We start from the raw sequence: 17,336 nt of genomic DNA, 5'->3' as shown, positions 1-17,336 counted from the left end.
CGACGTTCCAGACGAACCGCGACCGGCTCACCTGGCTCCTCGGCGAGTACAAGCTGCTGGTCTCGGGCATGATCCTCGGTGCGTTCGGACTGGTGATCTACTACCAGCCACAGCTCCCGACACCGCCCGCCTGGATTGCGGGTGTCCTCGTTGGGTGGCTGTTGCTCGGCGTGCCGTGCTACCTCGTGGGCGCGAAGATTGCCCGGTGGCTCCGCAACCGCAACTGGATCGAGGTTCACCACGTCAACGCTGCTGAAGACACCGTCCAGAAGCACTACGTCCCGCCGGAACTCTGGCGCGAGAAGCAGATCGAAGGCCCGGATCCGTACCCAATCAACGGCGGCAACGCGTGGGCCGTCCGCGAGTACGAGTACCTCGACGACATCGAGCAGGTCCGCGTTCGCGGAGTGTGGCTCGAAGGCTGCCAGGACACCCAGCTCATGACTTCCAAGAAGCAGATGGAGGACATCCACGGCTGGCTCATCGACCGTGCGGAAGAGCTTGCAGCGATCCGCGGCCGGTGGTCGTGCGGGGCCGTGGAACTTCAGAAGAAGCTCGTCACCGCCGAGAGCGAAGCCAACGAACGCGGTCAGATGATCCAGAAGACCGCCGCCCAGGACACCTTCGGCAGCCTCGTCGAGGACGGCGAAGACTTCGACGACGCCCCCACCATCCACGAGATCGACGATCACGATCCCACTGCTGACGCCGCCGTAGGCGATGGGCCGACCGACGTATCGACTTCCGACCAACAGAACCCCCAGATGAACGATGACTGAGGACAACAGCGACCTCTACACCCCGGCACAGTTCCGCGAGTACCAGGACGGCTACGGCCAGCGCGATCCCGACGAAGCGCACCCACACGCCGGGATCGTCCGCGACGAAAAGCTGTCGCGGTACCTCGCGATCCTCGAAACGCACTACGACCCCCAGCGGGCCGACATCTCCGGGATCAAGGCCATCGACCAGCTCCGTGCCCAGATGACTGGCCCCGCCCCGATGTTCTACATGTGGGCCGAACCCGGATCGGGAAAGTCGAACTTCGCGTGTCTGCTCGGACAGCTCTGGAAGGAACAGCACCCGGACGGACTGGTCGCTTCCAACATCCGCACGCTCGAAGAGACCGACGGCTGGGTCGGCGACGACGGCGACCGTCGTGACGGCTGGCTCGCCAACTACGGCGATCTGAACGAGTGGCTCAAGCAGGACGGCGATCCGATGCACAACGAACAGACCAGGAAGCTGTTCATCTTCGACGAAGCCTCTTCGAACGCTGGCGGTGGTGGGAAAGACGGCTACAACACGAAGACGAAACTGGGGCCGCTCACCTACAAGATTCGCAAGTATGGCGGGTCTTTGATCGTGATCGGCCACGACGGTCGAGACGTCCACCCCCTCGTTCGTGAGCTGGCGACCTGTGTCCACAAGGAGGGGCTGAAGGAAGCGACCTTCTACGAAGACGTGAAGGGGCGCTCCGGCGTGAATCCCATCCTCTCTGTCTCGGGGATCCCCGAGACGGACTGGCGCTACGACGACAAGGAACCGACGACGTGGTCGTGGTCCGGCAAAGGCGAAGACGACGAAGTCGATCCAGCGGACCTCTCGCGGAAACTGGCGGTCTACACAGTTATCACGGCCAAGGAATCGAATCCGGATCGACCAAACCACGAGATCGCCGAATTCGTCCCCTACAGTGCTGAGTGGGTCCGCCAGCGGTGGAACGAGTATCAGGAAGACGGTGAACACCGGAACGTGGTTGGCGACGTCGAGGGACTAACTGCATGACAGCGACGGGATTGGCGGAAACCAACAACAACCAACCCCCCGATGCACCCCCTCTACTGGCCCATGGCGCGCGCTCGCAGGGCGAGCACGCGCGAGCTATGGGCAATGTCGGAACACAGTCGGAAGGAGTATCTATATATGACGCACGCGGGGCGCGATCGCGATGAACCGGTCGCACAAGGCGAATCACTACGGGACGCTCGTTGAGCGGCAGGCCGCCGAGCGGTACGGGCTGGAACTCGATCGGTGTAGCTGGCACGACGCGAAGCGAGCGGATGGGACACCTGTCGAGATCAAGGCCGCGATGCATCGCCACAGCGACGGCCAGCCCGGCACGTTCAAGCTCTACGATCAGTACCACGAGCAGCTACGGGCCGCAAACGGCTGGTACGTGTTTGCGCTGTACCGGGTTCGAGGGAAAGGTGTTGAAGTGCTACAGTGGGAGACGCGGCATTCGTCGCGACTGCCGCAGCTTGATTGGCATGGCGGCGGCGATCATCGGGGTGCTGAGCAGGCGAAGATCGGGATCAGTATTCTCTGTTAAAATTCCAAATTCAAGCGAGAATCAACACCGGTCGCGTGACGTTTTGACTCGTTCGATTTCGATATGTGATGGACCATCGGATTGGCATCCGGTGGCTCGTGGAGGTGCTTCTCTGGAATTGTTCACCTGCACCACAGAGTTCCAGAGCGGTCCGACTTCACTTTCCGGGCTCGGAGCTTTTTTGTTATTCGTTTGTTTGTCCCTGTGGCACTGGCCACGCTTGTTGTGCTTCCAGTGCGTTGAGGAGGTCGGACAGTCGCTCTCGTTTGTACGCTACCCACTCGGCAAACGTCGTGCCAAACCCTTTAGCCTCGGGGGCATCGTCCGGGATTTTGTCGCCCAGGCCACGTCGTACATCTCTGTAGTACGAAGCCAATCGAATGTGTTCTTGCTCACCGTACACGAATTCCCAGTCTCCGACCGAATCGTAGATTTCGATCGCTCGGTCGTACGCGTCATCCGCATCGTCACGCTGAGCGATGGTCCGGAGATCGCCGATGAATTCTGGCCAGGCCCCTCGACGCAGGTCCGCGAACGTGCCCGGTTCGAAGTCTCGATCCGCGAGATACGCAGCGTAGTCTTCCGCGAGGAGAATCCCGATGTCACACCGGTTCTGCGTCCGAAAGTCATTACCAGCGATACGATAGCACGTCGCAGCATATACGAATCGGGCGACCGCTCGTTCCGTGTGATCGGGCTCAGGTCCAGAGTGCTCAGTCACTGTTCCTGCGTGTTCGTGAGCTGCAGCCGTGTACAAGTTGCCTGCTCTCCCGAGTTGACCTGCTTCTCGTGCCTTCCCCGCCTCGTCGGTCAACTGGTATGCTCGATCTTTCATTATTAGCAGGTTATATCATTTGAAGGCTCTTCCTCTTGTTCGTTTTCCTTAATATCATCCACTGCATCCTCGAGAGAGTCGTATAGCTTTCCATCGTCTGTTAGTTGGGTGATTAGTTCGTAGACCACTTCGGAGAAAACTGGGTTAAAGTTCTTGTGTAGCACTATTACTGCAGTCCGACCGTTTTCGAAGGTTCGGAATAGATATCTCTGAGGTCCAAAGTCCAAGATTCGGTCTGGGTTTTTAATAATGTCATCAAGCGTTTCTAAGTCATTAATTGGTTTTTCATCTCTGATGGTGTGTTCGGGGTTATCTGGGCCACTATTCCTCTTATTTTCTGTTTCTACGACGAAATCCGTACTCTCACAGTTTGAGTTAGAGCTATCATGTTCAACGGCTCTATCCACGCTCTCAGCCGTCATCAGCGTCCCACCGATGATGGCCAAGATCGCCTCCTCCTCCGGAACAACCCCGTCCCCGATAACGTACGTAACCTCTCCGCTTGTTACGCGTTCGCCATCTTCGAGGATCCGTCCAATATCGTCCCGAGTGAGTTCGGAGGTTGCCTGAATGTACTCCCAACCATAGCCTCGATAGTAGCCGTCCTGCTCCTCTACGAACCCTCTGTTTAGGGAGACTTCTTGACCATTGTTCTCGTACGTTCTGACCTCGGGAGTTGGCGAGAGAGGTGACTGAGCTATTCGCCTCTGCTCATCACCGACCTCCTCGTTGATCGCGTAACCCAGTGATGCGGTCACGAGAATGCCGAGTGGTGTCTTGCTGATCCCCTGCACTGTCGTTCGACTCAAACTAGCCTTTCTAGGCAGGGCCGCTAGACTAATCCCGGCACTGACAACGGTACTTTCATTTTCCATCTGGATGTTCACCGGATGTGCGTTCCCGTGTTCATCCACTGCTTCTATGTAGAGTGATGGGGAATTCAGCGGACCTGGTACAACTGCAGTAACTTCTGACTTCTCGGGGTGGTAGACGTTTGTTGTTCCCCCCGTATAGTTTATTTCAAGACGCTGAATATCGCTTTCATCACTTACACTTACAAAAGCCATGTACGACCGCAATACCAGAGCACCCTGCTCATCCAATGTGATATTCAGTGAAGGCGGCCGGTTCTCGATGTATGGCTGAGGATCGTACCGATCGGAGAATTGATCATTGTCCGGATTGCCTCGGAGTGGGTCGGTTTCGAATGCGACTTCTGCGCCATCTGATAAGCCATCACTGTCAGTATCGGGAGTAGTGGGATTCGCAGTGTAATCGAAGTACGATCCCTCGTACTCTTCGCCGTTGAAGGTGAACGACACCGATTTAAATTCCCCGACCTCTCGGCCGTCAGACAGCCCATCTCCGTCGGTGTCGTTCGACGTGGGATCGGTGCGTACAACCTCACCGTCCGGGCCACCGAGAACGATTCCAGAGGTCTCGCGTTCGTCGCTCAGCCCGTCACCGTCTGTGTCGTTAATCGTCGTCGTGTTCTCGGCCACACGAGAGAAGACCTCGGGGAGGTCCGCTGCACTGTCGACCAGGGAGACGTTCCCGCCGGTCTGTTCCGCGATTGGGGCCAACTGACTCCTGCTTGCTCCACCGAATCCAATGGCGTAGATCGTGATGTTGTTCTCCGCAGCTACTGCTGCCTTCTCGGCCCCATCGTCGTGGATTGATCTCCCGTCGGTTAGGAAGATCGTAATCTTTCCACGATCGGGGCTGCTGCGTTCCGCGAAGTGCTCGTTCGCGGCACCGATCGACGCGAAGTCGGTGCCGCCGTTGCCACCTTCGTACTCCAGATTACGAATCGACTGGTTAACTGCTGTGAAGTTACTCGTGAGTGGTTGTTGAACGCGCCCGAAGTTGTCAAATTCGATCACGGCTGCACGGTCTCTGTCCAACAGGCCGCTGGTAAATCGCTGTGCCGCGTCCTTGGCCAGCCGATCGGGGTCCTGGGACTTCATCGATCCCGAGACGTCCATCAGCATCACCACGTCGACTGGCGTCACCCCGTCGTCGTCCGTGTCACGGACTGGTTCTTTCGCATCGTACGTCGAGGCCCAGTTTTCGATGTTGTACACCGCGAACGTCGAGAAGTGCTCCGTCTGTGCGGTGACAGTGTCGTTTGCGGGGTCGACGGTGGAGTTCAGCGGGACGAAGATGCCTGCCTCCGGATCGTAGGTAAAGATGGCCACCTCCTGAGATTCGTTCTCGAGGCCAGTGTCGTCGTACTCCATCGTGACGTTGGCCGAGTCGAACTCCTGGTCGGCGGTGAGTTCCACGACCGGCGACTGGCTCATGTTGTCGACGCGGTCGGTGTCGAACATCGGGTCGTCCTGCGGAGCGATGGTCGTGTCGTTTGCCACGTCGCCCTCGCCAGTCAGCTCCAGTGAGACGCCCAGCGAACTGTTCTCGGTCTCTGTCTCGAACGTCTCGTTACCGTCCAGGACGCCGTCACCGTCGGTGTCGGCGACCAGCGGATCGGTGCCGAGTCGGATCTCCGCACCGTCGTCGAGGCCGTCGTCGTCGGTGTCCGGGTCCGTCGCGTTCGTCCCGTACTCCTCGATCTCTTCACCGTCGAGCAAGTCGTCGCGATCGCTGTCGGCGACCCGCGGATGCGTCCCGTTGGCTACCTCGTCGCCGTTGTCAAGGCCGTCCTCGTCGGGGTCTTCGGCCTCGTCAGGCGTCCCGTCACTGTCCGTGTCAGCGACGAGGGGGTCCGTCTGGGTCAGGAACACTTCGACAGCGTCGGTCAGCCCGTCGTCGTCGGAGTCGTTGGCGAGTGGGTCTGTCCCGAGTTCGCGCTCCCGCACCGCCGAGAGACCGTCTCCGTCGAAGTCTTCCGCCCCGTCGACCGTCTCGTTAGTCGACTCGTTCGCCGCCGTCGACGCGGCGTCACTGTTCGGATCGAGCGGATCGGTCCCCGTAACGTCTGTTTCGTACGTGTCTGGAAGACCGTCGCCGTCGAGACGCAGGACCGCCGAAGGTCCGCTGTCTTCCAGCGTCGACACCTCGATACGGTTGATGCGCTCCTCGAGCTCGATCGACGTATTGTACGAACGGTTCTGTCCAGCAGCAGTCGAGACAGCGGTGGTGTTGACCGTTTTCACCTGCGTCCCGTTGACTGAGATACTAACCCGAGTGTCAGTGGTCAGATCCCCACCAGTGACGTTCCCGTACAGTGGATACGACAGGGACTCGTTGCCCAACCGGACCGGGTCAGCACGCTGCTCGATCGTGACGCTCGTCGTTTCGTTCCGGTCGATAGCGTCGAGCACCATCTGGGCGTGCCGGTGAGCCGTTCGGAGATGCGGAATTGCCGTCGCCCGGGCGTGATAGTACTCTCGCCCCTCGGTAGCTTCCTCGGTAGCTTCGGCATCCCAGCGGTTCGCCCGCTCGAGTGCCTGTTCGGCGACAGCGAGTTGACTCTCGGCAGACTGGCGGGTGCCTCGATCTAACTCGCTTTCGTACTGATCGAAGAGCCGGCGCGCATCGGCAACAGTCGTTCGGGCACTTTCGTTGTCCGCCTCGTAGATGAGTTCCGCCGCTCGCCGAGTATCGTTGCTGTACTCAGAATCCACGAGGCGCATGAGCGCGCGGATAGCGATTCCGTCGTCAGTGAATAATTTCGGGTCTGAAACACGTACCGGCCCACGGTATGCCGACAGAGTCCCATTGACACGCTGGCCTGCGCGTTCGAGGTGAGGCGAGTCACTGGCGTTGATCTGATCGATGATCGCCAGTGCAGCCGACTTCTTGACGCGTGGCGCCGCGTTCTCCGATACCGAGACCTGCGGTGTCTCACCCGGCTCCGTCGTCACCACCGATGTGGCGGTCTCTTCTGTTGCCGTTGATTTACTCGTCGGAGCCTTCGGAGTCGTCGTCTCTGTGGCAGCTGTTTCCGTGTCCGTTTCTGTTGCAGGAGTCTCTGTTCGTGTCTGTACGTCTGTCGGCGTCTCGGTGTCGGTCGGCTGATTGCCGACACTGTCGACCGGTGTCGACTCGTTTCCGACACTACTCGCTGGTAATCCTGCCGCAACTGCTGGCGTGAACGTGGAGGTCACGAGAAGTACTGTCAAAAAGACAGAGATGACCCTCCTTCGGGTAGTCATACGAATTCATTATCGACGTCTTATTTACTTATTTCGCTGTTAGAAAACTTAATGAATGACAATAGAAGTTTCCCACGACTTCAGATAGAATTTGATTTTAGACTTATAAGCATCGAACATCCCCTTTCACGAATACGGAGTCAAAACCAACAAAAACAATTCTGTCGTCCTTAAAAACCTCTGACTGGATCTGTGAGACGTCCAGTCCTGTCCGCAAAGTCTGCTGTTGCTATCCTATGATTGCTCCCGCGGTTATCACGACGGAAGGCCCTGAAATCGTTGGACCGTGTTGTCGCTGTGCGGTGTATTTTGGGAAGGTGGCCTTAGCCACACGACTAAGGGGAACCCGGAAGCTCGCTTTCCGGGTTCCCCCTGGTCGCGCGGCTGGGTGACGTCCGAGAGGGAACGAACCCAGCCGCGCGACGCGCCGGGGTGGGGGTTATGGGACGATATTGCCGCAAAAGTAGGGTGCTGGACAGTGATGCCTCTATCCAGGGGGCGCGCTACCCCCCGGACCACTCGTCAGCAGGCGGGTACCCAGCGGCCTTCCAGGCCTCGAAGTCGAAACTCTTGTTCCGGCGCTCCTGCTGCTCTCTGGTGATGTACTCGCCGGTTCGTTGACCTTCGAACACGTTCCGAAGGTCTCGGAAACGATCACGGGCGCCGTCGGCGTAGCTGACGACGACGTGGACACCGTAAACGTTGTTCTCGACGAACTGGGTGTAGGCCGTCTTCACTTCGCGCATGATCTCGCGGGCTTCTGCTCGATCGGTAGGCTGGTAGCCCATCTTCAGGAGTTTCCGGCAGTCGTCGCCCTCACGGACGGTGATGGCGTACTCGCGCCGGAGTCGACTCCAGCGGGTCTTCTCCTGTTCCTCTGCGGCGTCGGCCAGATCCATCACTGCGCTGCCGACAGACTGCTCGAAGCGCTCACCGGCCGCCCTGACGCGCTTGAGAATCTCCTGCTGGATCTTCTTCGATTCGAGTTCCATCTCGCCGTAGGTATGCCGGATCAATCCTTCCAGACGGTCGATGACGGTGCGGATCGTTCGGTACGTGTAGCCCGTCTGCTCGGCGGCCTCCTGGGGCGAGACCTTCCCACCGTCGGTGAGTAGCAGCTCCGTCACGTCCCGGTCGGCGCGGGTCATGTCGCCCCAGAGCTTCATCACTCGGTGTTCTTGCTCGTCTTCGATCTCCGGCAGCGGGCACTTGACGATCTTCCGGGCTTCCATGGTGTCTTCGACCGACCAGTACGGATCGAAGTCGACGAACGCACCGCTGTCAGCAGTGGTTGCGATACCGGTCCACTCCAGACAGTTGAGGATCGTCTCTTCCAGCTCCCGACGAGCGTCGTCGAGGTCGTCCCATCGAACGGTGTCGTCGGTACGACTCGTCTGGTAAGACACCTCGAATTTCGGATGGTACGGGGCGTCATCGGGTTCGTACTCGTTGGGGTGGTTCGGGTAGTAGTGCTTCAACTCCTTTCCCAGCCCATGCCCACGGACCAGCTCGTCGGCCTTCTCGTCCTCGACGGTGGCCGTGACGTAGTAGCCGGGAAGCTTCGTGTTGTCTTCGACGTGTTTCCGGTAGCCGCTCCGGTCACCCTGGATCAACGTGTGACACCGGGCGATCGGGCCGTCCGGCGCGAACAGCGGGCCGCTCGCATCGCGGTACAGCCGGACGTAGTAGGCGAGGTCGTTCACGTGGCTGTCTGGGTGGGGCTGGTCGAAGTACCGCGATGAGATTCCATAGGCGTCCATCACGCGCTGCACGAGCGTGAGGTACTTCTCGTGGGGAATGTTCGAGGCCTGGACCTGCACGTCGATGTAGGGCTCGCCGTACTGTGGGACCGAGACGGGCTGACCGTCCGACGTGAGATTCGGCCAGCGCGGGCGGACGGTGATCGTTCCGCCCTTGATCCGTGGGTCTTGGTCGGCGGGCTCGCCGGAGTAGTGGGGCGAGTCCTTGGCGACGAAGTAGAACTGGAACTCCCGAACCTCCTCGATCTCGAAGGAGGGATTGTCCCACGGATCCAGTCCGCTTTTCGAATAGTCGAAAGCCGTCGCCCATTGCTGGCCGTTGAACTCGATGTCTCGGGTCGGCTTCCCCTGGGTTTGCCAGCGGTCTCCCCAGTCCTTCATGAACCCGTGCATCGCATAGTAGGGTGCCAGCCCGTGGTTCTGCACGGCTGGGTCGGGATGCACACCGACGGTAAAGCGCACGTCGCCCTCGTGAGGGGCGCACTTGAGGTACCGCGACATGCTTACCTCGCTCTTGCATCCTCGTCGGGCAGGCGGTGGAGCGCCTGCTCGACTTCCGTCTGACTCTCCGCGAGTGGCTGCATCTTCGCCCAGTCGAAACGCAGGGGTTCACTCGCCTCGACGTCGTAGAGACGAGAGGCTCTGACGAACTCACCGCCCACGCCCATCACCTCCGTTCTGGAGTGGCGTCCCGCCGTCAGTGGCGGGGACGAACTGGTCGGTGAGCCGCGACTGGTGGCTCTCCAACCCGCCCGGTAACGGTACGTCTGGAACGGACGGGCAGTGGTGGAGCAGGTAGTAGACAAACTCCTGAGGGATCGCCGAGCGGATTTCGGACTCGGTCCACTCCGGGGGAACGTCCTTCGCGGCGGCCAGCTCGTGACGGACGTAGTCGCTGCCGATCTGGAAGTCCGGCTTCCCAGATCCGAGCGCGTCGGGGACGGGAAAGCTCGTCTCGAAGTGGCGTTCGTTGACGATAGGGAGCCCAAAGGCCAACCCGTTCAACCGCGTGGGTTCCCGAAGGTCGTCGCAGGTTGCGACGTTCTCGATGACGTAGTGGTCCGGGTTGATCGCGTCAACGACCGCCCGAACGTTGAGGTCGTCGAAGGTGGGGTACTTCTCCTTGGGTGTGCGGTCCCAGTCGTACCGTCCTGCGTTCGCGTAGGAGAGCTTCGAGTAGGCTTGACACTTCGGCGAGAGCCACAGCAACGACGGCGACGGAAACCGCGACATGAACGCCACGTCCGACGCGTCTGCCCGGACGAACTCGCCGGGGTAGGTGTCGCTGTAGTCCTGGATGTCGACCCCGACGTGGCGCACGTCAAGCGAGTCCAGGGCGAGCCCGACGCCGCCCGGACCGCTGTAGGCGTCCACCACCAGCGGCCGCTCCTGGGTAGACATCTACTGCCCACCTCCCAGCCGTCGACGAGCCCGCCGGAGCAGGTTGCCCACAGTACCAGGTGATCGCCCGGTCTTGCGCGCGTACTCGCGAACGCCGAAGCCGTCCTGCTCGACGGCTTCGTACACTTCCTGTTGGGCGTCAGACAGCGGGGACAGGTCTTCCTCGTACTCGAAGAGAGACGACTGGTACTTCACAGCGAATCACCCCCGTCAGTCCGCGCGTCGACGCGACCGCCTTGGTTCCGCTGGGGCTGCTCCGCGGGGTCGGGATAGCTGATCTCCTTCCCGGCAGCAGTTCCTCGGGAGATACGCGGCATACAGTCGCAGGCCGTGCAGCGGTGGGCGATGTTATCCTCGTCGCCGAAGGTCCGTCGGAAGTCACGCGAAACGTGTGCGCCACAGTTCTGGCACGTCTCTCGGCTTCGCTGGCGAAGCCGCATCACGCCAGATCACCTTCGGCTAAAACGAGTGCCAGACGTGGTGGGTGTCCGTTAGGAACACTACTGAACTCACGATTTCGACCCCCTCCCACAGAATCGTTAAAACTCCAGAACCGCCAGCCTAAACGACTGAAATAGCCGTCTCTGTTCGGCTGGAAAGCGATAGAATTTGTGATGGGCCGACGCGGATTTGAACCGCGAACCTCCCGGTTATCAGCCGAGCGCTCAACCTGATTGAGCTACCGGCCCGAGCGAGTGCATCAGAGTGTACCCGAGGGGTACTGTTAAACGTTACTTTTCGGGGGCGGAGTGTGGGTCGACACCACGCCCGTCGTCGTCCTGTCGGCTGTCACTGTGTCACGAGCGTCGCCGGCACGGTGTAGCGAGGGGGCGTCGAAGACCAGCAGCCGGCAGTCTCACTCGTCGCGTTCCTCGAAGTCGATGTCGGTGGCGTTGTCGTGGTCGAAACCGGAAGGGGAGCCATCAGAGCCGACGGTACCGGGGCCGTCGCTCGGGCCGCTGTCGGGGCCGCCGGCCGGACCGCTCGGACCCGGGCCGGCGTCGCCCTGGCCGGGGAAGCCGCCGACGTAGACGTTGCCGCTCACGAATCCCTGAGCTTTGGCGTCGAGGTAGGGGGTGATGAGCCAGCGTTTGGCGGCCATGCGGATCGGCGCGCGCGTGATCGGCAGCGCGAGCAGGAGGCCGAGGAGGTCGGTGACGAAGCCGGGCGTGAGGAAGAACGCGCCCGCGGCGACGAGGAAGCCGCCGTCGACCAACTCGTCGGTCGGTACCTCACCGGTCGCCAGCTTCTCCTGGATCCGGCGCAGCGTGTGGCGTCCCTCGGCACGGACCAGCAACATCCCGACGAGGGCGGTGACGACGACGAGCAACACGACGACGGCCGCAGAGAGCGTGTCGAACTGCGTTGCGGCGACGACGAGCAGGAGTGCGTCCAGCAGCGGTATCAACAGCAACACCGCGATGACCCGGAGCATACCCGCACTTGCCCGCCGCGACTCAAACGCTTTTCGAGTATCGGACCGGTGGAAGTGTGCTCCGACGCCACTGGACGGCGTGTTGACCGATTTGATCCGAGAGTGCAAGTCTCTTGCCAGTCGGCTCCGTAACCCGGGTATGGATCAGTTCGCAGCGGAGACGAAAGTCGAGTGGCGCGAGTGGGGGCCGGCGGCCTTCGAGGCGGCGCGGGAGGCCGGCAAGCCGATCTTGCTCGCGCTGACGGTGCCCTGGAGCCCCGAGTGTCGCGAGATGGACCGCAAGACGTACGCGGAGCCACGGATCGCGGCCAACGTCAACGACGGCTTCGTCCCGGTCCGGGTCGACGGCGACCGCCACCCCGAGGTGCGCGAGCGATACATCATGGGTGGGTTTCCCTCGACGGTGTTTCTCACGCCCGACGGGACGGTGCTGACCGGGGCGACGTATCTCGGGCCCGACGGTTTCCGCGGGATCCTCGACAGTGTCCGCGAGACGTGGGAGACGGAGGGGGAGGCCGCCGGCTCCGTCCCGCGCTCGCTCCAGACCGAGGCACCGCCCGCTGGCGAGGTGACCGCACGGATCGAGGAGGCGATGGTCGAGCAGCTGCTCGCGGCCTACGACGAGGAGTACGGCGGCTGGGGCACCGACGTGAAGTTCCCGTTGCCACGGACCGTCGAGTTCGCGCTGGTGCGGGCTCGCGACCAGGCGACACGGACGCTTGAGGCGATTCAGACGCACCTCCGGGACACCGACGACGGCGGGTTCTATCGCTACGCGAACGGCCGGACGTGGTCGGACGCGCGGACCGAGCGGCTCCTCGACGAGAACGCCGGCCTCGTCAGGGCGTTCGCTCACGGCTATCGGTACACGGGGGAGGAGGCCTATCGCGAGACCGCCGAGCGGGCCATCGAGTACCTGACGACGGAGCTGTGGGTCGACACCGGCGGGGACACCAGCGGCGCGTTCGCCGCTAGTCAGGCCGGCGACGACACGTACCACCGGCTGGACGCCAGCGATCGGGCCTCGGCGGACCCGCCCCAGGTCGACGAGACGGTCTTCGCCGACCGGAACGGGATGGCCATCGACGCGCTGGCGACGTACGCCGCCTACACCGACGACGAGCGGGCTCGCCGGTACGCCGAGCGCGCCCGCGAGACGATCACCGAGACGCTCGTCGAGAACGGCGCGGTCACGCACTACCGGACTGACGACGCCGTGGGGCCGACCGGGCTCCTCCTCGACCAGGCGCGGGTCCTGCAGGGACTGACGACCAGCTGGCAGGTGCTCGGCGAGGGCCGCCCCGCCAGATCGATCGCCGACTGGGCGATCGAGCACCTCCAGACCGAGAGCGGAGCGTTTCGCGACGGACCGGCCGACGGGCCGGGCCTGTGCTCGCGTTCGCAGTACCCACTCGACGCGACCGTCGAGCTGGCCGACGCCTTGCTCGATCTGGCCGCGCTCGCCGACGACGAGCGCTACCGGACGGCCGCTCACGATGCCATCGCGGCCTTCGCCGGTGCGTCCGACCGGATGGGCGTCGAAGTTGCACACTACGCGGCCACGGCCGCCCGGCTTCGCTCGCCCGCAGTCCTTCGCGTCGGCCCGCGAGCCGGGAGCGACCTCCACCGGGCCGCACTCCGACTGGCCGACCACGAGACCGTCGTCGTCCCCGACGTGGGCGGCGACGAGGCGGTCCTGTTCGAAGGCGGCGAGCAGGTCGGCACGGCCGAGGAGCCGGCGGGGCTCGAAGCCGTCCTGACGGGCGACGCGTAGGCGTCGTTCGAAAAAACGATACACGCGGGCAAACTGCCGATGCGTTTTTGACTGTCCGTGTCCTGTCGTCGGTATGGCGAATCTGAGAGACCTCGGCCTCTCCGAGTACGAAGATCGCGCCTTCCGGTCGCTGCTTGACACGGGACCGACAACCGCGAAGGAGTTGTCACGCGCCAGTGACGTTCCGATGGGCCGCATCTACGACGTGCTCAACAGCCTGGAGACGTACAACCTCGTCCGCAGCCAGACGGCCAGTCGGCCCAAAAAGTACGCGCCGGTCGAGCCCGACACCGCCCTGGAGCGGCTCCTGGAGGACAAGAAACGCCAGCTCGACGAGAAGGCAAAGCAGTACGAGGAGATCGTCGACGAACTCTCGAATCAACTCGAATCCGCCGAGCCGGTCGAGGAACCGTTCTGGACCGCCGCCGTCGGCCCTGCCGAGACCGTCGACCTCCTGGTCGAACGGCTCTCGGCCGCCGACGAGCGGATCGTGATGGTGGGCTCGCTGCCCGGCCGGCAACTCGACCTGACCGAGGCGACCGACCGACTGGTCGACGAACTGGAGAGTGCCCTCCAGCGCGGCGTCGAGGTGTACATGCTCCTGCCACCCTCGTTCGTCGAGGCAGTCCCGGCAGACGTGGGCGAGGCCTACCAGCGACGCCTCCAGCAGTACGACAACTACCACTACCGCACCACGGAGGAGGTCACGTCGACGTTCGAACTGATCGACGACGTCGAGGTCTGTATCGAGGTTCCCCACCCGCTCGGAGGGTCGACGTTCGCCGTCATTGACCTGAAAGATCCGGAGTTCGCGGACGAGATCTACGCGGAGTTCGAGCCACGCTGGCAGCGGGCCCGAGAGATCGTCGGCGACTGACGCCTCAGTCGTCGGCCAGTTCCGCTTCGAGGTCGCCGAACGTCGCCACGCGCTCGGCGTGAGCGTTGTGCTGGTGGATCGACTCGTCGTTGGACTGTTTCATCGTCACGACGGCGTCCGCGGGGAGATGGTCGAAGCGATCGACAACGCCCTCTGCCATCGAACGCACGCAGTCCTCGACGAACTTGGCGTTCTTGTGTGACTCGTAGGTCATGTGGTCCTCGTCGGGGCGCTTGGCGAGGTTGTAGATGCGAGCACTCATCGACTCGCGGGCGACCTCGATCACGTCGAGCAGGTCCACGTCGGGCGCACCCTCGCTCTCGATGGTCAGCGTCGCGTGGCCCCGCTGGGAGTGGCCCGGCTGGGGGACCTCTTCGAGGAACGAGTCGATGGTCTCGTCGTCGACGTCGAGGCCCCGCAGCGTCTCGCGAGCGCGAGCGGCCGACATCCCCTGCGAGCAGGGACAGACCGTCATTCCGGTGACGCGGGCTCCGATCTCCTCGCGAGTCCCGTCCTCGTCGGCGGTCGCCGACGCGACGATGTCGGCCGTCGACTGGGTGGGCCGCTCGGAGGCCGGCGTCTCCTCGCGGGTGACGTACTCGGCTTCCATGCGCACCTCGGCGTTGGTCGTGTAGTCGTGCTTGTCCAGGAGGCGTTCGGCCGCCTCACCGCAGACCGCTTCGACACCCGAGACCTCGTCGCGGACCGCCGCTTCGAGCGTCTCGTCGATGACTTCCATGTTGCGGCTCATGTCCGCGCCCTTGCGCCAGGAGGGAAGATCGACGAACACTTCGAACGTCGCCATCAGCACGATCGGGCGCTGGTCGGCCCGGTCGATCTTCACGAGCTTCTCGACGCCGGTGACGCCGACGCGGTTGAGGCCGACGGTGACGTCCGGGCTCGACGCCTGAACGTCCGGCAGTTGCTGGCTCATCGACCCATCCTAGGGAACAACTTCGGTTAGTGCTTTCGGAACCCCCCGTCAAAAGCGGGGTCACAGTGTGAGCAGGTCGATCACTCGTCCAGCGACAGCTCTGCGCGGCCGCCCACGTCGCGGAAGATCGCCTCGTAATCGTGCTCGTCGAAGCGGTCGACGATCTCGTCGAGTTCCGCCTGGTGGTCCTCGATCCGATCTTTGAGCTCCTGGAACTCGTCGCTCGACTGGAGTTCCGCCTCTCGTTTGGACGCTTTGAGCGCCGCGAACTTCGAGGTGAGCGCGTAGTACTCCCGCAAGTGGTTCTGGTAGGCCGCACAGCTCTGGAGCCGCTCGATCGTCTCGAAGAGGTCGTCGCGGCTGACTGGCTTGACGACGTAGTCGTCGAAGGGCATGTCGATGATGTCGAAGTCGGGATCGACCGCGGTCACCATCGCCACCCGCGCCGGCAGGTCGCGCTCACGGATCCGTTCGAGAATGGCGTCGCCGGAGATGTCCGGCATCCGTCGATCGAGCAACACCACGTCGATCTCGGAGTCGAGTGCGTCCAGCGCGGCCTCGCCGCTGTAGACCGTCTGGATGTCGTACTGACCGCGCAGCTGGGCTGCGTAGGCGTCTGCCACGTCGGGCTCGTCGTCGACGATCAGCACAGTCGCGCGCTCGCTCACGGCCATCTGACTACGTATACTATGAACCAACTAACGCAAAAGCGTTCCGGGGATCGGCCGCCGTCTGGGAGTTTGTCCTCTCAGCGACGACATCTCCGGCCTAGTTCCCGACGAGATCGTCGTACCGCGCCCCGGTCTGTTTCAGCGTCGCCGTCGAGTAGAGCCGCTCGTGGTCGTCGGGCAGGTAATCGCTCGCCAGCTCGTCGATCTTCGCGTCGACGGCGTCGCTCTCCCGACCGTGGATCATCGTGAAGAGGTTGTACGGCCAGTCCTGTTCCGGTCGCCGCGGGCGGTGGTAACACAGCGTCACGTATGGCAGTTCACCGACTGTCCGCCCGCGCTCGTCGAGTTCGCCGTCGGGCACGTCCCAGACGACCATGCAGTTGCTGTCGAAGCCGGTCGCGACGTGGTTGACGACACAGCCGATTCGTTTGATACAGCCGTCCTCGCGCAGGCGCTCGATCGTCGCCAGCACGTCCTCGACCGGCGCGTCGACGCTCGCGGCCAGCTCCCGGTACGGCGTCGCAGATAGCGGCATCCCCTCCTGGATCGCGAGCAGGAGCCGGCGGGCCAGTGGCGTCAGGTCTGCGGCCGCCGACTCGCTGATCCGGGTCGCGCTCACGTCGGTCGACTGCAGGCTCTCGCGGGCGAAGCGGTCCGTGTTGACGACGGGAAACTCCAGGTCGATGTAGTAGTCGGTCAACATCGGGAGTACGAGCACCGAGCAGTCGGTCCGGGACTCGATCTCCGCGAGGATCTCGTCGCGGCGCTCGCGGGTGCTGGCGGTGACGACGAACCACATGTTCCACTCGTGGTCGCGGGCGTAGTTGTGGTTGACCTGGTCGTAGCCGTTGACGATCTCGGCACACTCGTCGAAGCGCTCGTCGGGTGCCGAGATGGCCGCCAGCGCCGACGACCCGATGACGGGGGGGTTCAACACCGGGCCGAACCGGCGGAAGACGCCCGCGTCGAGCAGTCGTCGGACGCGTTCGAGTGCGTCGTCGGCGTCGATCCCCAGCTCCTCGCCGACGGTTTCGAAGGGACGCTCCTCGACGGGGAACCCGCTCTGGAAGCCGTCGATGAGCGTGGCGTCCACGTCGTCGATGCGCTCGCGCCAGTCGCCCGACTGGAGACTCATCACCACGGCTAGGGAGTGTGGTGGTGTATCCTTTTCGACTGTCTCTCCACCCTATCCCCCAGATTTG

16 protein-coding genes and 1 tRNA gene are annotated in these 17,336 nt (G+C 62.6%); 5 read left to right on the top strand and 12 right to left on the bottom strand.

Translation table 11 applies throughout. The annotated features are described in order from the left end of the window. The 3 genes from IL252_RS15385 to IL252_RS15375 all read left to right on the top strand — a co-directional run. Positions 1 to 779, top strand: a 779-nt coding sequence (locus tag IL252_RS15385) for a hypothetical protein (RefSeq protein ID WP_208628732.1), incomplete at its 5' end; no start/stop codon positions are given. Then, the gene (locus tag IL252_RS15380) at positions 772 to 1,788 is read left to right on the top strand and encodes a hypothetical protein (protein WP_208628731.1); all 1,017 of its coding nucleotides are present in this window, start codon (positions 772 to 774) and stop codon (positions 1,786 to 1,788) included. The genes IL252_RS15385 and IL252_RS15380, both read left to right, overlap by 8 nt. Positions 1,789 to 1,951: 163 nt before the next feature. Continuing rightward, a complete protein-coding gene (locus tag IL252_RS15375) occupies positions 1,952 to 2,332 on the top strand; it encodes a hypothetical protein (RefSeq protein ID WP_208628730.1) in 381 nt (126 codons plus the stop codon). A gap of 184 nt (positions 2,333 to 2,516) precedes the next feature. Here IL252_RS15375 and IL252_RS15370 read toward each other — a convergent pair whose 3' ends face one another. From IL252_RS15370 to IL252_RS15335, 9 genes are all read right to left on the bottom strand, one after another. Then, a complete protein-coding gene (locus tag IL252_RS15370) occupies positions 2,517 to 3,146 on the bottom strand; it encodes a hypothetical protein (protein ID WP_208628729.1) in 630 nt (209 codons plus the stop codon). Positions 3,147 to 3,169: 23 nt separating this feature from the next. Further along, entirely contained in the window at positions 3,170 to 7,234 is a 4,065-nt protein-coding gene (locus IL252_RS15365; protein ID WP_208628728.1) for a VWA domain-containing protein, read from the bottom strand. Positions 7,235 to 7,785: 551 nt separating this feature from the next. Next, entirely contained in the window at positions 7,786 to 9,543 is a 1,758-nt protein-coding gene (locus IL252_RS15360) for a MarR family transcriptional regulator (protein ID WP_208628727.1), read from the bottom strand. Between the two features lie 2 nt (positions 9,544 to 9,545). Then, a complete protein-coding gene (locus IL252_RS15355) occupies positions 9,546 to 9,704 on the bottom strand; it encodes a hypothetical protein (RefSeq protein ID WP_208628726.1) in 159 nt (52 codons plus the stop codon). Further along, a complete protein-coding gene (locus IL252_RS15350; protein WP_208628725.1) occupies positions 9,694 to 10,443 on the bottom strand; it encodes a hypothetical protein in 750 nt (249 codons plus the stop codon). Before IL252_RS15350 ends, IL252_RS15355 begins: the two co-directional genes overlap by 11 nt. Next, entirely contained in the window at positions 10,444 to 10,638 is a 195-nt protein-coding gene (locus IL252_RS15345; protein ID WP_208628724.1) for a sigma factor-like helix-turn-helix DNA-binding protein, read from the bottom strand. Further along, a complete protein-coding gene (locus tag IL252_RS17840) occupies positions 10,635 to 10,883 on the bottom strand; it encodes a hypothetical protein (RefSeq protein WP_369334730.1) in 249 nt (82 codons plus the stop codon). The genes IL252_RS15345 and IL252_RS17840 overlap by 4 nt, the downstream gene beginning before the upstream one ends. A 175-nt stretch (positions 10,884 to 11,058) precedes the next feature. Beyond that, positions 11,059 to 11,132, bottom strand: a tRNA-Ile gene (locus IL252_RS15340). 167 nt (positions 11,133 to 11,299) lie between these two features. Beyond that, complete coding sequence (locus IL252_RS15335) at positions 11,300 to 11,878, bottom strand: FxsA family protein (RefSeq protein ID WP_208628723.1); 579 nt, start codon at positions 11,876 to 11,878, stop codon at positions 11,300 to 11,302. A 139-nt stretch (positions 11,879 to 12,017) separates the two neighbouring features. On the opposite strand from IL252_RS15335, the gene IL252_RS15330 reads away from it, so the two are divergent. After that, entirely contained in the window at positions 12,018 to 13,652 is a 1,635-nt protein-coding gene (locus IL252_RS15330) for a DUF255 domain-containing protein (RefSeq protein ID WP_208628722.1), read from the top strand. Positions 13,653 to 13,725: 73 nt separating this feature from the next. After that, positions 13,726 to 14,529 (top strand): TrmB family transcriptional regulator, encoded by an 804-nt coding sequence (locus IL252_RS15325; RefSeq protein WP_170093654.1) that lies wholly within the window; start codon positions 13,726 to 13,728, stop codon positions 14,527 to 14,529. Between the two features lie 4 nt (positions 14,530 to 14,533). Here IL252_RS15325 and mptA read toward each other — a convergent pair whose 3' ends face one another. The 3 genes from mptA to IL252_RS15310 all read right to left on the bottom strand — a co-directional run bounded on the left by mptA (position 14,534) and on the right by IL252_RS15310 (position 17,269). Then, positions 14,534 to 15,463, bottom strand: a complete 930-nt coding sequence (gene mptA, locus IL252_RS15320) for a GTP cyclohydrolase MptA (protein WP_208628721.1) — start codon at positions 15,461 to 15,463, stop codon at positions 14,534 to 14,536. A gap of 80 nt (positions 15,464 to 15,543) precedes the next feature. Then, entirely contained in the window at positions 15,544 to 16,137 is a 594-nt protein-coding gene (locus IL252_RS15315; protein WP_208628720.1) for a HalX domain-containing protein, read from the bottom strand. Between the two features lie 94 nt (positions 16,138 to 16,231). Beyond that, the gene (locus tag IL252_RS15310; RefSeq protein ID WP_208628719.1) at positions 16,232 to 17,269 is read right to left on the bottom strand and encodes an Lrp/AsnC family transcriptional regulator; all 1,038 of its coding nucleotides are present in this window, start codon (positions 17,267 to 17,269) and stop codon (positions 16,232 to 16,234) included. Positions 17,270 to 17,336: the final 67 nt, after the last annotated feature.

This window comes from Halomicrobium sp. IBSBa (genome assembly GCF_017612575.1).
Classification (GTDB): Archaea; Halobacteriota; Halobacteria; order Halobacteriales; family Haloarculaceae; genus Halomicrobium.
This window is presented reverse-complemented; position numbering and strand designations above follow the sequence as displayed.